Annotated in this window: 20 protein-coding genes, 1 tRNA gene and 1 pseudogene; 10 read left to right on the forward strand and 12 right to left on the reverse strand. The window is 45.9% G+C overall.

What is annotated here, in order from left to right:
- The 4 genes and pseudogenes from ACEW8S_RS11530 to ACEW8S_RS11545 all read right to left on the reverse strand — a co-directional run.
- Nucleotides 1–223: pseudogene (locus ACEW8S_RS11530) on the reverse strand (aspartate aminotransferase family protein); the annotation flags it as partial.
- An 87-nt stretch (nt 224–310) separates the two neighbouring features.
- Nucleotides 311–1165, reverse strand: coding sequence for a glucosaminidase domain-containing protein (locus ACEW8S_RS11535; protein ID WP_373518298.1), 855 nt, complete (start codon nt 1163–1165; stop codon nt 311–313).
- The gene (locus ACEW8S_RS11540; protein WP_373518299.1) at nt 1162–2073 is read right to left on the reverse strand and encodes a 1-aminocyclopropane-1-carboxylate deaminase/D-cysteine desulfhydrase; all 912 of its coding nucleotides are present in this window, start codon (nt 2071–2073) and stop codon (nt 1162–1164) included. The genes ACEW8S_RS11535 and ACEW8S_RS11540 overlap by 4 nt, the downstream gene beginning before the upstream one ends.
- Nucleotides 2074–2256: 183 nt before the next feature.
- Nucleotides 2257–2580, reverse strand: coding sequence for a hypothetical protein (locus ACEW8S_RS11545; RefSeq protein WP_373518300.1), 324 nt, complete (start codon nt 2578–2580; stop codon nt 2257–2259).
- 290 nt (nt 2581–2870) lie between these two features.
- On the opposite strand from ACEW8S_RS11545, the gene ACEW8S_RS11550 reads away from it, so the two are divergent.
- The 3 genes from ACEW8S_RS11550 (at nt 2871) to ACEW8S_RS11560 (ending at nt 5594) form a co-directional block, all read left to right on the forward strand.
- Nucleotides 2871–3029, forward strand: coding sequence for a DUF5522 domain-containing protein (locus ACEW8S_RS11550; RefSeq protein WP_373518301.1), 159 nt, complete (start codon nt 2871–2873; stop codon nt 3027–3029).
- A 74-nt stretch (nt 3030–3103) separates the two neighbouring features.
- A complete protein-coding gene (locus ACEW8S_RS11555; RefSeq protein WP_373518302.1) occupies nt 3104–3691 on the forward strand; it encodes a DUF4136 domain-containing protein in 588 nt (195 codons plus the stop codon).
- Between the two features lie 151 nt (nt 3692–3842).
- Complete coding sequence (locus ACEW8S_RS11560; RefSeq protein ID WP_373518303.1) at nt 3843–5594, forward strand: aromatic amino acid hydroxylase; 1752 nt, start codon at nt 3843–3845, stop codon at nt 5592–5594.
- A gap of 64 nt (nt 5595–5658) precedes the next feature.
- Here ACEW8S_RS11560 and ACEW8S_RS11565 read toward each other — a convergent pair whose 3' ends face one another.
- The 4 genes from ACEW8S_RS11565 to alaS form a co-directional block, all read right to left on the reverse strand.
- Complete coding sequence (locus ACEW8S_RS11565) at nt 5659–6291, reverse strand: DUF4230 domain-containing protein (RefSeq protein ID WP_373518304.1); 633 nt, start codon at nt 6289–6291, stop codon at nt 5659–5661.
- Between the two features lie 45 nt (nt 6292–6336).
- Nucleotides 6337–6816 carry a nucleotidyl transferase AbiEii/AbiGii toxin family protein gene (locus tag ACEW8S_RS11570; RefSeq protein WP_373518305.1) on the reverse strand — a complete coding sequence of 160 codons (480 nt, stop codon included), beginning with the start codon at nt 6814–6816 and terminating at the stop codon, nt 6337–6339.
- Between the two features lie 273 nt (nt 6817–7089).
- On the reverse strand, nt 7090–8121 hold the full coding sequence (locus tag ACEW8S_RS11575) for a GSCFA domain-containing protein (RefSeq protein WP_373518306.1): 1032 nt from the start codon (nt 8119–8121) through the stop codon (nt 7090–7092).
- Nucleotides 8122–8191: 70 nt separating this feature from the next.
- The gene (gene alaS / locus ACEW8S_RS11580; protein WP_373518307.1) at nt 8192–10804 is read right to left on the reverse strand and encodes an alanine--tRNA ligase; all 2613 of its coding nucleotides are present in this window, start codon (nt 10802–10804) and stop codon (nt 8192–8194) included.
- Nucleotides 10805–11063: 259 nt separating this feature from the next.
- On the opposite strand from alaS, the gene ACEW8S_RS11585 reads away from it, so the two are divergent.
- The 5 genes from ACEW8S_RS11585 to ACEW8S_RS11605 all read left to right on the forward strand — a co-directional run bounded on the left by ACEW8S_RS11585 (nt 11064) and on the right by ACEW8S_RS11605 (nt 14283).
- Entirely contained in the window at nt 11064–12041 is a 978-nt protein-coding gene (locus ACEW8S_RS11585) for a M23 family metallopeptidase (RefSeq protein ID WP_373518308.1), read from the forward strand.
- A 1-nt stretch (nt 12042) separates the two neighbouring features.
- Nucleotides 12043–12372: a MerR family transcriptional regulator gene (locus ACEW8S_RS11590; protein ID WP_373518309.1), complete on the forward strand. Its 330-nt coding sequence runs from the start codon at nt 12043–12045 to the stop codon at nt 12370–12372.
- Between the two features lie 79 nt (nt 12373–12451).
- A complete protein-coding gene (locus tag ACEW8S_RS11595) occupies nt 12452–13051 on the forward strand; it encodes a LemA family protein (RefSeq protein WP_373518310.1) in 600 nt (199 codons plus the stop codon).
- A gap of 16 nt (nt 13052–13067) precedes the next feature.
- On the forward strand, nt 13068–13505 hold the full coding sequence (locus ACEW8S_RS11600) for a TPM domain-containing protein (RefSeq protein ID WP_373518311.1): 438 nt from the start codon (nt 13068–13070) through the stop codon (nt 13503–13505).
- On the forward strand, nt 13486–14283 hold the full coding sequence (locus tag ACEW8S_RS11605; RefSeq protein WP_373518312.1) for a YgcG family protein: 798 nt from the start codon (nt 13486–13488) through the stop codon (nt 14281–14283). The genes ACEW8S_RS11600 and ACEW8S_RS11605 overlap by 20 nt, the downstream gene beginning before the upstream one ends.
- A 125-nt stretch (nt 14284–14408) precedes the next feature.
- Here the strand turns inward: ACEW8S_RS11605 and der are convergent, their stop codons facing one another.
- From der to ACEW8S_RS11620, 3 genes are all read right to left on the reverse strand, one after another.
- Nucleotides 14409–15713, reverse strand: coding sequence for a ribosome biogenesis GTPase Der (gene der / locus ACEW8S_RS11610; protein WP_373518313.1), 1305 nt, complete (start codon nt 15711–15713; stop codon nt 14409–14411).
- A 146-nt stretch (nt 15714–15859) separates the two neighbouring features.
- Entirely contained in the window at nt 15860–16744 is an 885-nt protein-coding gene (gene era / locus ACEW8S_RS11615) for a GTPase Era (protein WP_373518314.1), read from the reverse strand.
- The gene (locus ACEW8S_RS11620; RefSeq protein ID WP_373518315.1) at nt 16731–18095 is read right to left on the reverse strand and encodes an alanine/glycine:cation symporter family protein; all 1365 of its coding nucleotides are present in this window, start codon (nt 18093–18095) and stop codon (nt 16731–16733) included. The genes era and ACEW8S_RS11620 overlap by 14 nt, the downstream gene beginning before the upstream one ends.
- A 192-nt stretch (nt 18096–18287) precedes the next feature.
- On the opposite strand from ACEW8S_RS11620, the gene ACEW8S_RS11625 reads away from it, so the two are divergent.
- Nucleotides 18288–18360: transfer RNA gene (locus ACEW8S_RS11625), tRNA-Met, on the forward strand.
- A 416-nt stretch (nt 18361–18776) separates the two neighbouring features.
- On the opposite strand, the gene ACEW8S_RS11630 is transcribed toward ACEW8S_RS11625, so the two are convergent.
- Nucleotides 18777–19043 carry a hypothetical protein gene (locus ACEW8S_RS11630; protein WP_373518316.1) on the reverse strand — a complete coding sequence of 89 codons (267 nt, stop codon included), beginning with the start codon at nt 19041–19043 and terminating at the stop codon, nt 18777–18779.
- Nucleotides 19044–19531: 488 nt separating this feature from the next.
- On the opposite strand from ACEW8S_RS11630, the gene ACEW8S_RS11635 reads away from it, so the two are divergent.
- Nucleotides 19532–22000: PQQ-dependent sugar dehydrogenase (locus ACEW8S_RS11635; protein WP_373518317.1), on the forward strand; the 2469-nt coding region annotated here is incomplete at its 3' end.

Raw genomic sequence — 22000 nt, forward strand, 5'->3', positions numbered from 1 at the left:
CGATTACCGGTTCGTAGGCGTGGCCCAGCAAAAGTGGCCCCCACGAAGCGATATAATCGATAAAACGGTTGCCATCTTCGTCATGAAGATAGGCTCCTTTGGCACTTTTAACAAAAATCGGATCTCCGCCGACCGCCTTAAAAGCACGGACGGGGGAGTTTACACCTCCGGGGATATATTTTTGTGCCTCGGCGAAGAGGGCGCTGCTTCTTTTATAAATCATAAGTTTTGAGTCGATTTTAGCTTTCTAGGTCATTGGGAGCAGCACATAAAAAACATCACCCGTACCCCCGTCATCTGGCAATTCAACCTACTTATTAAAACTTTCAGTCTTCACGGTAAGCTTCTGCCCGACCGACAGATTATTGTCGTACAGGTAATTCCAACGTTTCAGATCGTTAATGGAAACAGTATACCGCTTAGAAATGGAGTACAGCGTATCGCCCGCCTGAACGATATGGCTCGCAAATTGCGGCCTTGCAACGGCGACCTGTGTTTTTTCGCCTTTGCCATATCCGGCATCGGCTACGGCGGTATCGTAGTGGTGCAGGTTATGCCTCTCGATAAGGGCGATCAATTTCTCGGGATAGCGCCTGTCGGTCGCATAGCCGGCCTTTCGCAGTCCCTTGGCCCATTCTTTATAATCATCGTTCGGTAGGTCAAAGAGAAAAGCATATCGCGAACGGCCGGTAAGGAAGATGCTATGGTCGCGATAGGAATACATGGGGTGGTTGTACTTGCGGAAACATTCCCCCTTTTCATCATCGTCGTGATGGTCAAAATCACCTTGCCAGCCCGTATGGCATTTGATGCCAAAGTGGTTGTTCGTTTTCTGTGCAAGCTCGCCCCTTCCGATGCCACTTTCCAAGAGACCCTGTGCCAAGGTAATACTGGCGGGTATGCCGTAGGCCTTCATTTCCATTTGGGCGATATCCGAAAAAGTATCGATGTATTGTTGGGGCGAATCGATATCAAAACGAATGAACTCTCCCGTATCCTCGGGCATCACGTACAGGCCATCATCTACTTTTTCGATTTTGTGGGCAACCGTAACTTCTTTAGGTTTTTCGGGTCGATGGTCCGTAGTGGCGGTCACTATCTTTTTGGATTTACACCCAATAAAAAAAGATCCTGCAACTACCAACAATCCGATTTTTCGCATCATACGCTTAATAGGGGTAGATTTTTCTTTTTCAATAGGATGTTCATTCCCATAATACCTTGCAGCCCTCCCGTATGGATGGCCAGAATCTTTGTCTTGGGAAAAAAATAATCCCGTTTGACAAGGTCTAGAATTCCAAATACCATTTTCCCCGTATAGACCGGATCGAGGGGGATTTGGGTCTTTTGTTTAAACTCGTTTACGAAATCGATGAGTTCCGCGGTTACCTTTGCATAACCCCCAAAATGATACTCGGTAATCAACTTCCAATTTTCTTTCAAGGCAAAATTACGAATATCTTCGCTTAAAAAATCGCTCTTAAGGGCAGGAAAACCTAAAATGAGCTGATTTTCAAAGGCTGAATTTAGAATCCCGGCCAGTGTTCCGCCCGTTCCAACGGGGCAGCAGACTACATCAAAATAAGCGTCCCCGGGCGTTAGAATTTCTTCGCATCCCCGTATTGCCAAGGTGTTGGTGCCGCCTTCGGGCACGATATGGCAGGAACCGAATTCGCTTTGTAATTTTTTTAAATAGGATGGGTTTTCCTTTTTGCGATAGTCATCCCTAGAAATAAATCTGAACCGCATACCGTGTTCGGATGCCAATTGTAAGGTAGGATTAGCTTCCCATTTTCCGGATAGTTCTTCCCCACGGATAATCCCGATGGTCTTAAAACCATGTAATTTTCCGGCATAGGCCGTGGCCGCGATGTGGTTGGAATAGGCACCTCCAAACGTGAGGATGGTATCACGGCCCTGTTTTTTGGCCTCGATAAGATTGAACTTTAGCTTCCGGAATTTATTCCCTGAAATCAATGGGTGGATGAGATCTTCCCTTTTTATGGTGAGGGATACTTGTTTTTCGGTAAGCACCGGGAGAGAAACTTTTTGGTTTACCGTTTTTTCTTGCATAACCACCTTTGGTTGCACAAAGATAGGCTTCTTCAATTAATTTTAGAAGTTCGTCACGAGGCAATCGGTAGCACCAAACGCATTGCATCCGATGGTCACAGAAAAAGTCTAGGTGCCCGCAAGGTTAGAAATATACCAATCAAAACTGGGCAGAAAATATCTCGGCATGGACAAAACTATCTCTCAAAAATACCTCAAAAACCCAAAGACCTTCCTGTCATCGGGATAGTCAAGATTCTTCTCGTTGGCATAGGCTTCCCGTTCAAAACTGATATTCTGGTAGGCTCTATAGCTATCCAAATAAAACAAGGTCCGTAAAAGCCATTCCGATATATAGAGAACGTAAAAGAAAACGATCAACAGTTCTTGCTGCTGCTTCAGATGGATTTTTTCGTGATTGATCAGCACAATATCGTCCTTCAGGTCATCGTTCTTCAAGATGATGAAAGGCCATAGGGATAGGCCGACGTAATTTTTGTAGAAAAAATGTTTGAATACCACTATCATAGTCCAGCTTTAAAACGAACACCCCTAAAGATAATTGTTACAGGTGTGGTATAATCGATAACCTGAATAGGTTGCCAACAATTGTACCGAATCGGTAAAATCACCCGAAACGCCTATAAAATGTACGTTTTATCGCGGCTTTTAGCCGTTTATCAACATATAGTAGTAACTTTAGGTACTGGAAATGCATCGAAATAAACTAGAAATAGCGGTTATGGGAGCACTGAAATGCTACGGTATTGCGTTCGACACTAACCACATAGTTAAACAAAAATTCAGTAACCTGATCCATGAAGAAGATAATCGCCCTAGAGGATGGAGATTTTTACCTATCGGAAGAAGGCTACAAAGTCTTTACCAAAAAATACCATTTGAGGCGCGGCTATTGTTGCGAAAGCGCTTGTAGGCATTGTCCGTACGGATATGACCCTAAAACGAACCGGCAATAGCAATTGTATCGTTCGGCATGATTTTTGAAACATTTAAATATAGAAACGGATTGAACTCCAAATAAAAAATTCCTATGAAAACACTAAAAATACTAGCAGCACCGATGCTTATAGTTCTCTTCTTAAGTTCATGTGCCTCGGTGCAGGTACTTTCGGATTATGACAGAGAGGCCAATTTCACCGAATACAAATCCTACGCCTTTTACAAAACGGGCATAGATAAAGTACAGATTTCGGATTTGGACAAAAAACGGATTCTGAGGGCCATCGAGGCGGAGATGTCCAAAAGGGGCTTTACAAAATCGGAGGATCCCGATCTATTGGTCAGTATTTTCACGAAAGAAAAAGAGCAAGTCGATATCTACAACAACTGGGGCGGTGGCCTAGGTTGGGGCGGCTGGGGCGGCTGGGGCTGGAGCCCATATTATTGGGGTGGCGGCTGGGGCCCAGGTTGGGGCGGTGGCGCTTTCGCCAGTACCCGTACCGAAGGGTCTCTTTATATCGACCTTATCGATACCGACAGCAAGGAGCTGGTCTGGCAAGGTAAAGGTGTCGGTAACTTGGGCAACATCGAAAATATTGAAAAGAAAGAAGAACGTATTCGGGAGTTTGTAGCGGAGATTTTGATGCAGTATCCGCCGAATCAAGTGGCGGCTAAATAAAAAATCTATCTTTACATTTGAACATTTTTCTACTGAAAGAATTGGCCTGCTGTTTTTTGAATGGCGGGCTTTTTTTTTTGCTATCCCCCCAAAATTCTACCGCTACACCCTTCTTCCTTATTTTGTAACTTTACATGAATTCAAAACCACAATGCCCTACAAAAGCAACCCTGTACTCGACAAACTGCCCAAACATCTACGGCAGTATATCAAGCCCCAGAATTACGGGGAGTATTCGGCCATCAATCAGGCTGTATGGAGGTACGTCATGCGCAAAAACGTGGATTATTTGAGCAAGGTTGCGCATGGCTCTTATTTAGGGGGATTAAAGAAAACCGGTATTTCGGTAGACCATATTCCCAATATGTATGGCATGAACCGTATTCTAAAGGACATAGGTTGGGCGGCCGTTGCGGTAGATGGTTTTATCCCTCCCTCCGCCTTCATGGAATTTCAGGCTTACAACGTGCTCGTCATAGCTTCGGATATCCGCCAACTCGACCATATCGAATATACGCCAGCCCCCGATATCATCCACGAGGGCGCCGGCCATGCGCCGATCATCGCTAATCCCGAATATGCGGAATACCTGCGCCGGTTCGGGGAAATCGGCTGTAAGGCCATTTCCAACGCCAAAGATTTTGAACTTTACGAAGCGGTGCGGCATCTATCCATCATAAAAGAGGCCCCGGGCACACCACAAGAAACAATTGAAGCCGCGCAAAATCGCATCGAACAACTGCAACAGAACATGGGCGAGCCCAGCGAAATCGCCCTTATCCGCAACCTGCATTGGTGGACGGTCGAATACGGACTTATAGGCACACCGGAACATCCGAAAATATATGGGGCGGGACTGCTTTCCTCCATAGGTGAAAGTGCCTCGTGCATGAAAGACAAAGTTAAAAAAATACCCTATTCCATCGAAGCGGCCTATACCTCCTTCGATATTACCCAACCCCAGCCGCAGCTTTTTGTTACTCCCGATTTTGCCTTTCTAAGTCAAGTACTTGAAGATTTTGCCGATACCATGGCACTGCGTACCGGTGGATTATCCGGACTTCAAAAACTGATCGCATCCGAAGAACTGGGCAGCATCGAATTGAGTACGGGCCTACAGATATCCGGAAATTTCGAAAGCCTTATCGAACATGAAGGTCATCCCGTCTATTTTCAAACAAAAGGCCCCACGGCCCTTTCATATCGCGAAAAAGAACTGGTGGGCCATAGCACCGACAAACATGCGACCGGTTTCGGATCGCCCATCGGAAAGCTCAAGGGTATCAATCTAGCTATAGAAAATATGGCCCCCCGCGACTTGAAAGCCTATAACATTTATGAGGGCCAAAAGGTTACTTTGGAATTTGAAGGCGACATAAAAATCTCCGGCGAAATCATCACCGGTACGCGAAACCTCAGCGGAGCCATTATCTTGGTGGCCTTTAAACATTGTAAGGTTACCCATAAACATAAAATTCTTTTCGAATCACAAGACAGCATCTACAACATGGCCGTTGGCGAAAAAATAGTTTCGGCCTTCAACGGCCCAGCCGATGTCAGCAGCTTTGACCTTATTACCCACGAGGTTTCATCGACCACCATCAAAAACGAAGCTTCGGAACAGCAGTCGCAGCTGGGCAACTACTACGAACAGATTCGCCATTTTCGGGAGGGCAAGAACACGACTATCTCGCGACACAAGGTTTTCGACGCCCTGAAAAATGATTATCCGAACGACTGGCTGTTGTCCGTTGAACTCTACGAATTGGCTAAAACTAATCGGGATTCCGATTTTGCGGAGGAAATCGTCTCGCATTTAGAAGATGTCAAAGGGAATAATCCGAAAGTCGGACATTTAATCGATGATGGGGTGGCATTGGTCGAGGGGAGTCTAGTACTATAGAGGCTTGGCATTAAGTGCTTGGCTCAAAGCGCTTGGTGTTTGCATAATTACGTTCGGTATCCTGCTAATCCCTCAAGAAAACATCCTGCAACTCCTCCAAGTTACCTTTATCCCGTTCAATGATTTTCCCACCATACTCCAGCGTCCATCCCATCGAACTCGTCAGGATGTAAAATTTCTGCAATTCACTGATCAATCGGTTTTCCGCATTTTTTAGTAGGGATGAGCGTTCGACTTTTTTCATCAACGAAGCGTTTACGTTCTTCTTGATCTTGTTATAATCCGACGCATCGAACATATTCAGGTAATCGGATGTCACATCGTAATACTCAAAATCGGGACTGATCTTGATTTCGGGCTCGGGAATGCTCTTGATCCTTAGCGTCTTGGTCTTTTCATCAACCTCAAAATCGATTTTAGACAGGTCATAGGCCACCGTAACATCCGCATTTACAACGACCAACGCCTTTTTTTTGGCCGAAACAAAAGGTCCGAAAACGGCCTTGGAATCTTTATAATTATAGACCTCGGCAAAATGGCCTTCGGTTACGATCAGTTTTGAAACGTTATCGATTTGCTGTTGGATCAGCATGGAGTTTTCCTGAAGAATAGATTTCTCTTTCTTATCATCGGAACACGAACGGATAACGAATACCGCTGCCAACGTAATAAGTACACCAATCAGGATTTTTTTCATGACATGAAGTTACGATAGAAATTGGGATTGGAACAAGAGACAAGCCTAAGTTGAATCTTTTTTTCTTCTTTGCAGTTCATGTACGTCCGATAGGTCTTTCGGCCTACCGGATTTTATCTTGCTGGCAATCAAGTGCTCAAGGGACAGAACGCGCCAACTCAGTTCGAATCCTTCGTTCCTACTTGCTGTTTCGGACTTTTTATAAGCATCTTCAAAACTCTCGCCCACCGAAAAATTCGTTATCAATTCCAGATTCAGGTCCAGCGGTGCAAATTTTACTGAAATATTTTGCCGCCCTTGCTTTACCTCTTCCGGAAAATCTTCGATTTCGTAATCCATTGCCTTGAACACCAATACCAATTTTTCAAAATTCCTTGTAGTTGTGTCCAACCAAAAATCAAGATCGTTCGAATATCTTTGATACCCATGAAAATTGACCGCCCCGCCGCCAACCAGCAACATCCTTACCCTATGCTTATTGCATAGGCCTATGAAATTATACATTTCGTCCTGCCAATTTTTCATTTCTTTTTTGAAACAATTTCAATTTGAAAATTCTCCGGTTTTCTAGAAATCGCTTGGGCGGGGAAATCCTGCGTATACAGCATGAAATCTATAAACGAATGGATCCTTTCGATCGAAGAGAGCCGCAAAAAAGCCTCTTCCTGTTCAAGTTTGCTTTCGTTCTTTGTTCTAAATGAAACCCTCATCGACATTACTTTTCTTGTTAAAAATACAATTTTCCATCACAATAGCCTTTTCATGCCATGATCTACAAAATTCAGTTCCGACTAAATTTCAAAAATCCATAAACGGATATTCTTGTCGAATAATGGCAATCTTGGTTTCCAGTGCTTCCCTGAATTTAGTATGCTGCTCCGAACCGGGGTTGAAAGGTCGATGTTGCAATCCCTTTTGTATGTCATCGATTTTCTCCATCGCCGTAAGCGCTTGTTCCGAGATCCAAGTCTGTTTGAACTTTTCCCAAATATAGTCGATGGCAATGGAGTTGGGGTGAACCATGTCACGCTCGTAGAAACGGTAATCGCGTAGTTCGTCCATCATGATTTCATACGATGGGAAGTAAGAGATTTGCCCGTTTTCGATGAGGCGGATGTCAGTGAGGTGCGAATGGGTCAAATTCGAATCGGTCCCCTCTGCCCGGTCGGCCATTACCTCTTCGGAATGGTGACAGATTTGTTGTACAGCGGAGATAAGATGCGCCTTGCTCCATTGGTTTTCGACGAATCCGTCCTTCAAATGGCGAACCGGGGAAATGGTGAAAATCAATTGAACGCTAGGGTTGACCGATCGTACGAGTTTGATGGTACGCCCCAAACTGTTCACTATTTCGGGGATAGGCATTAATTCTTTTGAAAATTCCCTTTGCGGCACTTTATGGCAATTGGCTACGACACCGCCGGATGCGGAATGCTGGTAAACCCAAGCCGTTCCGAGGGTAATGATGATATGGGATGCAGTATCTAGCTTTGAACGTGTGGCTTCTAGGCCGTCGTTCAGCTTTTTTAGGAGATTGTCTTCGGATGCGTCGCTCAGATTGGAGTGCGCATCAAAGCAGTGCCAAAGCCCGTTCAGATAAAAAATATCGGTTTCGGAATAGGATTCATCCCGAATGGCCCCCGAAATCAATTGTTCGATAGCCAACGGATGAAAGAGGATGCCGAACGGATTCTGAAGCTGACGGAACTTGAAATACTCAAATTTCCTGCCCATGTTCTTCACAAAACAGGAACCTAACAGCACTAATCCGCTGTCGTAACCGATTTGGTTTTCCGCTTTTTTTAAAGGAATTTGGGTTTGGAGTTTCATGTTTTGGTTTTTTCTATTTGAGCCGCAAGGTTTCCCGCGGTAGGCGGAAACTTTCGGGTCTCAGTCTCGGCTAATCGACATACTCCCTCGCCTTCCCTAAAGCCTCTTCAATCCCACTGGGATTCTTACCCCCGGCGGTCGCAAAGAACGGCTGCCCGCCACCGCCGCCTTGAATGTATTTGCCGAGTTCGCGGACGATGGTTCCCGCATTCAGATCCTTTTCGGCAACCAATTTTTTGGAAATGTAGCAAGACAACAGGGCCTTGCCGTTCTGCTCGGTTCCGAACAGCAGAAAAAGGTTATCCCGATTATTGCCCATTTCGAAACACAGATCTTTAATACCACTGGCATCTAAATCGACTTTTTTGGCTAGGAACTGGATGCCTTTGAGGTCTTCGAGTTCGCTTTGCAGCTCTCCTTTTAGGTTTTTGGCCTTGTCCTTCAACAAGCTTTCGATCTCCTTTTTGAGCGTGGCATTTTCTTCCTGTAGCGATTCCACGGCCCTTATCGGGTCTTGCGCATTATTCAGTTTACTCTTGATCTCGGAGAGCTTGCGGTCGTTTTCCTCATAAAAATCCCTCACCGCATCGGAGGTTATCGCCTCGATACGACGGATACCCGCTGCTACGGCACCTTCTGAACGGATCTTAAAATACCAAATATCGCCCGTATTCTTGACATGGGTGCCGCCACAAAGCTCGATGGATTTCCCAAAACGGACAGTTCGTACCGCATCGCCGTATTTTTCGCCGAAAAGGGCCATAGCACCTTCTTCCAAGGCTCTTTCCATGGGTACGTTCCTGTTTTCTTCGAAAGGTAATTGTCCGATGATACGGGCATTTACAAAATGTTCGACTGCTTGCAATTCGTCAGCGGTCATTTTAGCGAAGTGCGAAAAATCGAAACGCATGTATTTGGAGTGTACCGCGGAGCCTTTTTGCTCGACATGGGTGCCCAAAACCTCCCGAAGGGCCTGGTGCAACAAATGCGTCGCGGTATGGTTGGCCTCGGTACGCCGCCGTTGGGCAGCATCGACTTCGGCCTTAAAGGTCTCGCCCGTATTTTTAGGCAGGCTTGTAGTGAAATGGACGATTTCATTGTTCTCCTTTTTCGTATCCACAATAGAGATGAGATCGCCATTGGGGAATTCTAAATGGCCCTTATCGCCTACTTGGCCACCACCTTCGGGATAGAACGGGGTCAGATTAAAAACGATTTGAAACTGCACGCCGTCCTTTTTGGAAGTTATCTTTCGATATTTCACCAGCTTGACCTGGGCTTCCAAATAATCGTAGCCAATAAATTCCTGTTCCGGGTCGTCCGACAGCACCGTCCAATCTTCCTTGGTGGTTTTTGAAGCGGATTTCGAACGATCTTTCTGCTCTTGCATGGCGGTTTCAAAGCCCTTTTCATCCAAAGCATATCCCTTTTCCTGTAAAATCAAGGCCGTAAGATCTACCGGAAATCCATAGGTATCATAGAGTTCAAAGGCTTTTCGGCCCTCGACTTCCTTACCTTTGGTACCGGCTACAACCTGGTCTAGCAAGACCAAGCCTTGCTCCAAGGTATTTAAAAAGGAATGTTCTTCTTCCTTTATGACATTTTCGATCAATTGCCGCTGCTCCTTCAGTTCGGGAAAAGCATCGCCCATGGTATCGGTCAGCACGTGGACCAATCGGAACATAAACGGGCCTTTGGTATCCAAAAAAGTAAAACCGTAACGCACCGCCCGACGTAAAATCCGACGGATGACATAGCCGGCACCGGTATTGCTCGGTAATTGTCCATCGGCGATGGAAAAAGACACAGCGCGGATGTGATCCGAAATGACCCGGATGGCAATATCCGTTTCTTCTTGTTTTCCATATTTGGAATTGGTTATCTGCTCAATTTCGCGAATGATCGGCGTGAACACATCGGTATCGTAGTTCGATTTCTTCCCTTGTAAAACCATGCACAGACGTTCAAAACCCATACCGGTATCGACGTGTTTCGCGGGCAGGTTTTCAAGGGTTCCGTCCGCCTTGCGGTTGTACTGCATAAAGACCAGGTTCCAGATCTCGACCACTTGCGGATGGTCCCGGTTGACCAATGACGCCCCGGAAACCTTCGCTTTCTCGGCATCCGAACGGATATCCACATGTATTTCGGAACAGGGGCCACAGGGACCTTGATCGCCCATTTCCCAAAAATTATCCCTTTTATTACCTAAGAGGATGCGGTCTTCGGGTACGATGGACTTCCAAAGGTCGAAGGCTTCCTTGTCCATAGCCAGGCCATCCTCAATGCTTCCCTCGAAAACGGAAACATAGAGGCTTTCCGTATCTATTTCGAACTCCTCGGTCAACAATTCCCACGCCCATTGGATGGCCTCCTTTTTAAAGTAATCGCCGAAACTCCAATTGCCCAACATCTCGAACATGGTATGGTGATAGGTATCCTTCCCGACTTCCTCTAAATCGTTGTGTTTTCCGCTGACCCTTAGGCACTTCTGGGTATCGGTGACCCTTGTATTCTTGGCAATACTATTCCCTAAAAAGAACTCCTTGAACTGGTTCATTCCCGCATTTGTGAACAGCAGGGTCGGATCATCTTTGATGACCATGGGTGCCGAGGCTACAATTTTGTGGTCTTTTTCCTTAAAAAAATTTAGGAATTTTTGTCTAGTTTCTTTGGAATTCATTGAAAAATATAAGGTTATGCAAATAGTTCCGTTTTAAAGGAAACAATTTTTATATTTGTAAGATTGATGAAACACCGCAAAAATAGGATATACTCCTGCCATTTGGAAATTCGGGAGTTTTGGATATTTTATTTTTTTCTTTGCCCATGCAAATTTTCAAGCATAGCCTAAGCTACGGTTTAAAATTTTAACGCCCGCAAAAGGAAAAAGAAAGATACAAAAGCCCGAATTTCCAATTGGTGGGAGAATACTAACAACTATGTCTAAAGTAAAGTACTATTACGATCCCGATACGCTTTCGTACCGAAAGATAGAGCCGAAAAAATCGCGGCGTTATCGCAATATCGCATTTTTTATCCTGGGATCATTTTTCTTTGGGCTGCTCGCACTTATCCTTTTAATGAACACGAACCTTATCAATACGCCGCGGGAACTTTCTTTGCAGCGCGAGGTAAACAATTATGAACTACAGTTCGAGCTTTTGAACCGTAAAATGGGACAGATCGAAGAGGTATTGACCAATATCGAGGACCGCGACAACAACATTTATCGTTTATATTTCGAGGCGAATCCTATTCCCGAAGAACAAAGACGAGCCGGTTTTGGGGGCGTAAACCGCTACAAATCGCTTGAAGGCTTCAACAATTCCGACATGGTGATTGCCACTACCAAACGACTTGATATTATCAAAAAACAGATGGCGATACAGTCCAAATCCCTTGACGAAATCACCGCTCTGGCCGCTGAAAAGGAAAAACTCTTGATGGCCATACCCGCCATTCAACCCGTGCGGAACGAAGATTTGAAACACATGGCTTCCGGCTACGGCTGGCGTACCGACCCCTTCACTAAAGCCCGAAAGATGCACCGCGGAATGGATTTCTCGGCCAAGAAAGGAACGCCGATCTATGCAACGGGAGACGGAAAAGTGACCCGGGCGGACAATAATTCCTCCGGTTACGGCAAGCATATCCGCATCGACCACGGGTACGGGTACATGACCCTTTACGGCCACATGAGCGAGTACAACGTTAAAAGAGGGCAAAAGGTCAAGCGCGGCGACTTGGTCGGTTTTGTCGGTAGCACAGGCAGGTCAGAAGCACCGCACGTGCATTACGAGGTGTGGAAAGACGAGGACCGTATCAACCCAATCAATTTTTATTACGGCAGTTTGACCGCGAAGGAATTTGAGAACATGCTGAAACATGCCCAACAAGAGAATCAATCCCTAGATTAAGATGCAGATAGAACTTCCCGAAAAACGCTATTACGGAATCGGCGAGGTCGCCAAGGCCTTCGATGTCAACACTTCGCTCATCCGCTTCTGGGAAAAAGAGTTCGATGCCCTGAAACCCAAGAAAAACGCCAAGGGCAACCGAAAGTTTACTCCACAGGATATCGATAACCTAAAACTTATTTTCCATTTGGTCAAGGAACGCGGTTTTACGCTGGAGGGCGCCAAGATACATCTCAGGGAAAATCGTCAAAAAACACTCCAAAACTTTGAGATCATCGATAAACTAGAACGCGTAAAGGCCGAGTTGGTCAAGATGAAGGAACAAATCTGATTTACGCGGTGCATCGCGCTAAATAACCAACAACCTGTTCAGATGCGATGCATCGCGTCTCTACCCAATACACACAAACATGAAAAAAGGATTAATTGCATTGATTATCATAGGCGTTATCGCCTTCGGCCTCTACCGATGGGGCGTTGGCTTTAACAACACCGCGGTCGAACTTGAGGCCGATGCCAAAACTGCTTGGTCGAACGTAGAAAGTTCTTATCAGCGTAGAAACGATCTGATAGGCAATTTGGTCAAGACCGTACAGGGCGCCGCCGATTTCGAGCGGGGAACCCTGACCGATGTCATCGAGGCAAGGGCGAAAGCTACCTCGACCACCATTGACGCCGGCAACTTGACGCCCGAGAACATGGAAGCCTTTCAACAGGCGCAAAGTGGACTCACAGGTGCCCTGAGCAAGTTGATGGTGGTCGTTGAACGGTATCCCGAACTGAAAGCCAACCAAAACTTTCTGGAACTACAGTCCCAATTGGAAGGTACCGAAAACCGTATCAACGTCGCCCGCGATCGATTCAACGAAAAAGTGAATGTTTACGATGTACATACCACAAAATTCCCCGGAAAACTTTTGGCCGGCATGTTCGGTTTTGAGGAAATGGCCCGCTACAATGCTGATCCAGGCTCTGAAAATGCACCGGATGTAGATTTCGACTTTGAATGATTCTTAAATAAATTCTATGTCGAAAGTTGAGGATTTTTTGTCGAAGGAAGAAGAACAGGATATCGTAAAGGCCATTCTCGACGCGGAGAAAAATACTTCTGGGGAAATCCGTGTCCATATCGAAGCGCACACGCGCCTTGAGCCTATCGAAAGGGCCAAGGAGGTATTCCAAATGCTCAAGATGGGCAACACCAAAGCAGAAAACGGCGTGCTCATCTACTTGGCGGTAAACGATAGAAAATTCGCTATCTACGGCGGCCGGGGCATCGATAAGGTAGTGCCCGACGATTTTTGGGATTCCACCCGCGACGCCATTCAGGCACAATTCAAGAAAAACGACTTCAAACAGGGCATCATTGACGGCATATTAAAAGCCGGAAAAGAACTACGGACCCATTTCCCATGGCAACAGGGCGATATAAACGAACTGAGCGATGAGGTATCGAAAGGCTAGCATTTTAGCATTGTTTCTTTTTGTTTGTGGATGTGTTTTTGCCCAATTCCAGATTCCCGATAAACCTGTAAAGGAAACCAGCGTCTACGATTATATCGATCTGCTGCCCGATGGTCAGGAAAAAGCTTTGGAACAAAAGCTGATCCGCTATTCGGACAGTACTTCGACGCAGATCGTTGTGGCCATCATCAGTTCGACGGAAGGGGAAAATATCAATTATCTTGGAGCGCAATGGGGCCAAAAATGGGGCATTGGCCAATCGGATAAAGACAACGGAGTCTTGGTGCTCTTGGCCAGGGACGACAGACGTATCGCTATCAATACCGGCTATGGCACGGAAGGTAACCTGACCGATGCGATGTCCAAACGGATTATCGAGAACGTCATCCTACCGCAGTTCAAACAGGATGACTACTACGGTGGATTGAACGACGGGGCCGATGCCCTATTTCAGGTTTTGAACGGAGAATTCGAAGAAGAACGTACTTTTGATGACGATGGTGGCGGTTTTCCTTTCAGTTCGATCTTGCCCGTAATTATCTTCTTTATTATTCTAATCATCCTATCGCGAAAAAATCGCAGGGGCGGTGGCCGAAACGGCGGAAAACGTTCCGGCGGATTCGATATTTGGGATATGATCATTCTCAGCAACATGGGCCGCAGTAGCGGTTCCGGAGGCTTTGGCGGCCGGGGTGGCGGCTTCGGTGGAGGCGGCGGATTCAGTGGCGGTTTTGGAGGGGGCGGCTTTGGGGGCGGGGGCGCTTCCGGGGGGTGGTAGGTTCAAGCCGAACTACCAATAATGGATATTTTTGGGTTCCAGTCGATGGCACTATGTTTATCCAAAGAATTGTCAAATAACGGGTATTTGGCTACTTCATATTCCTTTGGAGACGCATACCCCCCCTATTTTTTGCGCATAAAGATAGTGACCGGCACCCCCGTAAAATCAAAGTTCTCGCGCAGTTTGTTCTCCAAAAATCGCCTGTAGGGGTCCCGTACGTACTGGGGCAGGTTACAGAAGAAGGCAAACTGCGGATAGGGTGTCGGCAATTGGGTAATGTACTTGATTTTTACATATTTATCCTTATAGGCAGGTGGCGGGGTGTGCTGTATAATCGGAAGCAGTACATCGTTCAGCTTGCGGGTCTTGATTTTTTTCGAGCGGTTTTCGTAGACGGCAACAGCCGTTTCTATGGCTTTATGGATACGCTGTTTGGTCAAGGTTGAAATAAAGATGATCGGTACGTCGACAAAGGGTTCGCAGACTTCTTTGATGTCCTGAATATACTTTTTCATCGTATTGGTCTCCTTCTCCTCGACCAAATCCCATTTGTTGACCAAGATTACTATCCCTTTGTTATTACGCTGCGCCAGCCAGAAAATATTCGCTACCTGTCCGTCGAAACCCCTTGTAGCGTCGAACAGAATTAGACAGACATCGCTATGCTCGATGGCCCGAACGGAACGCATTACGGAATAGAATTCCAAATTCTCCTTGACCTTCGCCTTTCTGCGGATACCAGCGGTATCGACAAGGTTGAAATCGAAGCCGAACCGGTTGTATTTCGTATCCATGCTATCACGAGTGGTTCCGGCGATATCCGTTACTATATAGCGTTCCTTGCCGAGAAGGGCATTAATAAAAGAGGATTTTCCGGCATTTGGTCTTCCGACAACGGCGAATCGGGGCAGTTCGCTCTCCTCATTTTCCTTTTCGGGAAGCACTTCGATTAGCGCATCCAACAATTCGCCCGTACCGCTCCCGTTGATGCTCGAAAGTGTGTAATATTCCCCTAATCCCAAGGCATAGAATTCTACGGCATCTTGGGCACGTGTGGCGTTATCGACCTTGTTGATGACCAAAAAAACGGGTTTATCTACACGGCGCAACAGTTTGGCGACATCTTCGTCCATACCGGTTACGCCGGTCTCCACATCTACCATAAAAATGATGGCATCGGCCTCATCGATGGCAAGTTCGACCTGTATATCGATTTGCTGTTCGAAGATATCGTCACTCCCCACCACATAACCACCAGTGTCTATCAGGGAGAATTCCCGACCGTTCCAGTCGCTCTTTCCATAGTGACGGTCACGGGTGACTCCGCTGACGGCATCGACAATGGCCTCACGGCGTTGGATCAATCGGTTAAAAAAAGTGGATTTCCCCACGTTCGGCCTTCCTACAATGGCTACGATAGCGCTCATGTTGTTTGTTTTTTTGGAAGTGCAAAAGTAGGGTTTATTTTGGTTTGGGAGTTGAGAAGTTTAGTTACCGCTATTGAATCAACCGTTGTATCCAAACCGCTTCAACCGCTAGCACTACTTCTTGGGATGACAGAGGTCTAAGGTCATTAACCATTGTACCCAAACCGCCTTAATTGTCGGGCATCGCTTCTCCAATTCTTGTTCACTTTGACATAAAGCTCGATATGCACCTGTTTACCGAAGAATTTTTCCAGGTCTTTTCGGGCCTCCACCCCTACTCTTTTCAAGGCGCCGCCCTTATGACCGATAATAATTCCCTTTTGGGATTCACGCTCGACCATAATGACCGACCGCATCCGGATAATATCATCGTCCTCAAAAAATTCCTCGGTCTCGATTTCTACGGCGTATGGGATTTCCTTTTTATAATGGATAAGTATTTTCTCGCGGATGGTCTCATTGACAAAAAAACGTTCCGGTTTATCGGTCAATTGGTCCTTTGGATAAAACGCCGGACTTTCGGGAAGCAGCTCGACTATCCTTTCAAAAACATTCTTGATATTGAAATTGGTCAAGGCGGAAATGGGATGCAGTTCGACAGTTGGCAACAGTTCTTGCCAATATTGCGCCTGATCTTCCAGAAGTTCTTGGTCGGCGGTATCCACCTTGTTAAGCAGCAGCAAGACAGGAGTTTTACTGTTTTTTATTTTCTCGAAAAAATGTTCATCCTTTAAGGCCTTTTCTCCTATCTCGACCATGTAGAGCAAAACATCGGCATCCTCGAAGGCGGACTTCACAAAATCCATCATATTCGCCTGGAGCTCGTAGGCCGGTTTGATGATGCCCGGGGTATCCGAAAGGATCATTTGAAAATCATCCCCATTGACAATTCCCAAAATACGATGTCTCGTGGTCTGCGCCTTCGATGTGATTATTGAGAGTTTTTCGCCCACAAAAGCGTTCATCAAAGTGGACTTGCCCACATTGGGATTTCCGATAATATTTACAAAGCCTGCCTTATGTTCGCCCATCTTTCAATTTTGAGAAGTATTCATTTGCCGCCACATTCACCTTAGGAGCCAACAAAAGTACGGCAATCATATTGGGTATAACCATCAGCGCATAGGAAAGATCGATCAGGTTCTTTACCAGTTCCAAGGAAGCCACCGCCGCGAAAACGATCATGATCACAAAATACCAATTGTAGAACTTTCCAATTTTCGGCGTTGTTAAAAAGGATAGGCATTTCACTCCATAGTACGAATAAGTGAAAAGGGTCGACAGCGCAAAAGCAGTCACGATAATCATCAATAAATCGTCACCCCAGCCAAAAAGAGTGGTCTCAAAGGCCGATAAAGTCATTACAATTCCGCTCGAATCCTCAAGATACGCACCGCTCAAAATAATGACGATAGCCGTAAAACTGCAGACCAAAATGGTATCAATAAAAGGGCCCAACATCGCCACTAGTCCTTCTTTAATGGGATTATCGGTCTTTGACTGCCCGTGATACATTGGCGCGCTGCCCAGACCGGCCTCGTTCGAGAACATGGCACGGCGGATACCGATGATGACCAAGCCCCAAAAACCGCCGGTAACTACGGTCTTAAAATTCCAGGCCTCGGTAATTATCATCATTAAGGAGGGTAATATCTGTGAGGAATTCAATACCATAACGATAACCACCGCCACCAAATATACCCCAACCATAAAAGGCACCAGGGCAGAGGCCACTTTGGCAATTTTGTTCAATCCCCCAAAAATCACAAAGGACGTAATGATGGCCAGAACGATGCCAACCGTCCATTTCCAGTTCATCTCGCTCATTTCGAACAGCGTGCGCGACGGTTCCACCACGCTCATAAAAGTTTCGGTGAATTGGTTTGCGGTGAAAACGCCCAGGAATCCGAACAGGCCGCACACTGCGAAGAAAATAGCCAAGGGTTTTGCTTTTGGCCCCAGTCCTTTGGTGATGTAGAACATGGGCCCGCCTTGAAGTTTTCCATCTTTATCCGTAGTGCGGAACATTATGGCAAGGCTACAGGAATAAAACTTTATGCACATGCCGATGATGGCCGTCATCCAGATCCAGAACACCACGCCGGGCCCTCCATCATGAATGGCAATGGCCACCCCCGAAATATTGCCCAAACCAACGGTTGCGGCCACCGCAGCCGAAAGGGCCTGAAAGGAGCTTACATCGCCTTCTGCGTTTTTATCATCGTATTTTCCCGCTGTAATCGCAATGGCGTGCCCGAAAAAACGATAGGGCAGAAATTTGGAATAGATGACCAGGAAAATTCCTCCACCGATCAGCAACAAAAACATGGGCCACTCGGTATAGGGTAAAAGGGATGCAATGAAGTCGTTTATGGCTTTCATAAAATCAAAACGCCGAAGGTATGGAATTTGGGGGTTTTTGAGGGCCGGGCTTATAAAATAATCTTTGCCAACAAATTTGATTTACTTAAAAAACCGTTGTATATTTGCCGTCCGTTAGCGCAAATAGCGTTTTCGATATTCTCGTCGGAGGTTATGTTTCGAAGTCGTAAAGACAAGTGAGGAGACACCCATCGCGGGGTAGAGCAGTAGGTAGCTCGTCGGGCTCATAACCCGAAGGTCGCTGGTTCGAGTCCAGTCCCCGCTACTAGGAAAATCAAGCCTTTCAGGAAACTGAGAGGCTTTTTTTATTTCAACTGTACAACATATGTACAACATTCTAGCTCTTTAGAAGACTTATGAAACTTAGGAATAACAGTCTAAATCTATTCAAAACGGGCTATGGCGATAAAACATTCGAGAAAAAATGTCTGTCTCTTGATTTTCTTTCTAGAACATTCCTAAAACAGTTTTGTTGGTTTTGTTCCCTACTCAGCTAGATTTACTGATTTTATGTAAATTCAAACTGAATCCAACCGTTTTTTGACTAAGTTGCTCTTGTACATGCAACAATTTTATGCTATTCAGTAAAAATGCTTGTTTTTCTTTCTTCCCCCCTATCCACAAAAAAGCGCCCGATAGGACGCAGAATCCCATATCCAAATGCGTCTATAGGTTTTACTCCTAGTACCTTATACCCTTCCTTTTCTTCTTGAATTTCGACCAATCAGTAAACTCATCCTTGAAACCGTTATAAACTTCTTCGGTTTTCTTGCCGTCTCCGCCCAATAACGAACTGATGGCATAAACGTCTTTTCTGAGCAAGCGGCTCCTCTGCACACTGAATTGCTTTTGAGATAATTGAACAATGCTCTGGCGAAGTCCCTTATCCTTATGGTGTTGCACCATCTCCAGATGCAGGTTGGAATATACTTTTACCTCGATCAGCATAAGGCGACCCTATCGTACATCCCCCTTTCTATCAGATGCCCCGCCCAAAGGTTATTAAGGTTGTTCATTCCATCTGCTATTAGGCCATTAATCAAAGGTTGTTGTTCTTTTAATGTCTTGTTCAAATCCGTAATTGAACTCAAATACTGGGTTGTTTTTTTCGCCAAAGTATAACCTGTCCTATTATTCGGTATAAATCGATTGGCCTCAAACCCCTCCTATCCCTTTACGAAATAGAACCCCTTGGCATTGAAAAAGGAGATATAGCCCTTCGCGGATTTTTCATAGGGGCGTGCATGACAATTCGGAAAAAATGAAAAATTTTCCGAACTTAGTCGTCTCATCGGTCGTCGTTTTACGGTTCTTGAGGTCAAGATAAGAAAGTATAGACGGTCTTAGTTATTTTTAATCCTTCTAATTTTGATTAGTGCCTTAATTTTTTCAAAACAGATGGTGTAAAAACTATAATAACTTTAAACAACAATTTGTTGAACAGTAGGTTCCTTTTTATTTTTCTGCTATTAGCAGTGATTTCAGGATGTTCGGAAGGTGAAACTCAATTTGAAAAAGGAACAGATTCAGTTAAACCTGATCCTACTCGCTTTGTACGGGAAGTATTGGTAGATGGGCTGGATGAACCCTTACAGGCGGAATTTGATGGGCAAGGCCAGGTATACTGGATTGAAAGGAAAGGGTCTTTTAAAAGAGTAAACGAATTTTCGGGAGAAGTTGAAGTACTTGCGGAAATGCCTATTGCAATAAGCCCCGCGCCCGGGTTAATCGGTTTCCTCCTCGATAAGAATTTTGAGCAGACCCGGCAGCTATATCTATACTATTCAGCCTATGAGGATAACGGTGAAATAATACGATTGTCCCGTTTTACCCTTAATGCCGATGACAAGATTGTTATGGACTCTGAAGTCGTGTTGCTTCGGGTACCGTGGGAATATCCAGATTCCCGTCACTTTGGCGGTGGAATGGCCTGGGACGGGGATGGAAACCTTTATCTTTCCATTGGAGGTGATTCACAGGCTACGCAATATTCACCCTTAGCCTTCGCAAATCCAGGCGGTCGCGGCGAGGATGCAGCCCGTACGGCCGGCAATACAAATGATCTTCGTGGATCTATTTTGCGGATTCGCCCGCAGCCTGATGGGAGTTATGCCATCCCGGAAGGAAATTTGTTTCTGGAAGGGACCCCTAAGACCAAGCCTGAAATTTTTGTGATGGGCGACCGGAACCCATGGCGCCTATCCATAGATTCAGAAACCGGATATCTTCACTGGGGAGAGGTGGGACCTGATGCAGGGGTCGATTCCAAGCAATCCGGTCCAATGGGTTTTGACGAGTTCAATGTTGCCAGAGAAGCAGGTAATTATGGATGGCCTTTTATTATTGGTAACAATCGGCCCTACAACAGGTATGATTACGCCACCGGTACTTTTATGCCTATGTCTTATTTCGATCCGGAAGCTCCCATTAATGATTCCCCTAACAATACCGGACTGCGAAAACTTCCTCGCGCAAAGCCGGCGTTAATAGCCTATCCGTACAAGGTTTCTGAGGAATGGCCCATATTGGGCAGTGCTGCCCGGTCCGCAGTGGGTGGCCCCATTTTTAGGGCGGCAGATTTCGATCCGGATGCGCCACGCGTATTTCCCGATTATTATGAAGGAAAATGGCTGGTGACCGACTACGTCCGTAATTGGATCATGGTCATATCAATGAATGAAGAGCGAACCAAAGTTCAATCGATAGAACCATTGGTCCCTCTCGAACAACTTTCCCATAAGCAACCGCTCGATATGGATTTTGGTCCTTCCGGTGATCTTTATTTAATTGAATATGGTACAGGCAACCAGGGTCGCTTATCGAAGATCAGGTACAACGCAGGGAATCGCGCACCCATTGCCATTGCTAATGCTGAACCTCTGACAGGTAATATGCCCCTTCAGGTTCGCTTATCTCATGATTCAAAAGACTTCGACGGGGACGATTTGGATTATAGTTGGGCAATAGAGCCTGCTGCCGGTGGGGAGGCGGAAATATACGCACAACAGAATCCTGTAGTTTCCATCAAACAAACTGGAAAATATAATGCAGTACTAACAGTGAGCGATCCAACAGGGGCAAGCGATACCGATACCTTAGAGATTCTAGCCGGGAATGAGCGCCCGATAGTTGATTTTGATATTGTCAAAGGAAACCAGTCTTTCTATTTTCCGGGTAAGACGATAGAATATAAAGTACGGGTGAGTGATCAGAAGGATGGGAGCTTGCAGGATGATGGCATTGAACCGGATGAAATGTCCGTGACCGCAGAATACATTCCTTCAGGAATGACTTTTGAACAGCTGTCGGTATTTAAGGCTGAAGGTAAAATCCGACCGGATGTTGATGTCCGTCACCTTCAGGCAAAATCCTTGATCACTGAGAATAATTGCATAGCCTGCCACCGTACGGACGAGCAACTTGTTGGTCCTTCTTTCATGGATATCGCACAGAGATACAAGGAAGATACGGCAGTTTTTGAAAAATTATCCAGTAGTATCATTGAAGGCAGTAGCGGCAAATGGGAGGGGGCTGCTACACCAATGCCGCCACATCCTATGCTTACCGAAACAGAAATTCTACCGATCATAGACTACATTCTTGACCTTTCCATTTCCGAAGAAGGGAAAGAGGCATTACCAATCGAGGGTGAATTCAAAACTAGAGCCTATGAACCTTCTGCGACGGGAGGTAGGTTGGCCAGATTTTACTCAATTCCGTTCGAGATGGGTTCTTATTTGTTACACGCCAGTTATACGGACGAGGGAAACAGCGAAGTGGCAGGACTGGAATTGACGGGGGATGACATTGTTCTGTTGCGATATCCATTGCTGCCACCTGAGGCAGCCGATGTCTTGCCGGAGAAAGGAATATCGTTTACCCCCTCTACCGACGACCCCGGCTTT

The organism is Pricia sp. (genome assembly GCF_041745955.1).
In the GTDB taxonomy this organism is placed as follows: Bacteria; Bacteroidota; Bacteroidia; order Flavobacteriales; family Flavobacteriaceae; genus Pricia.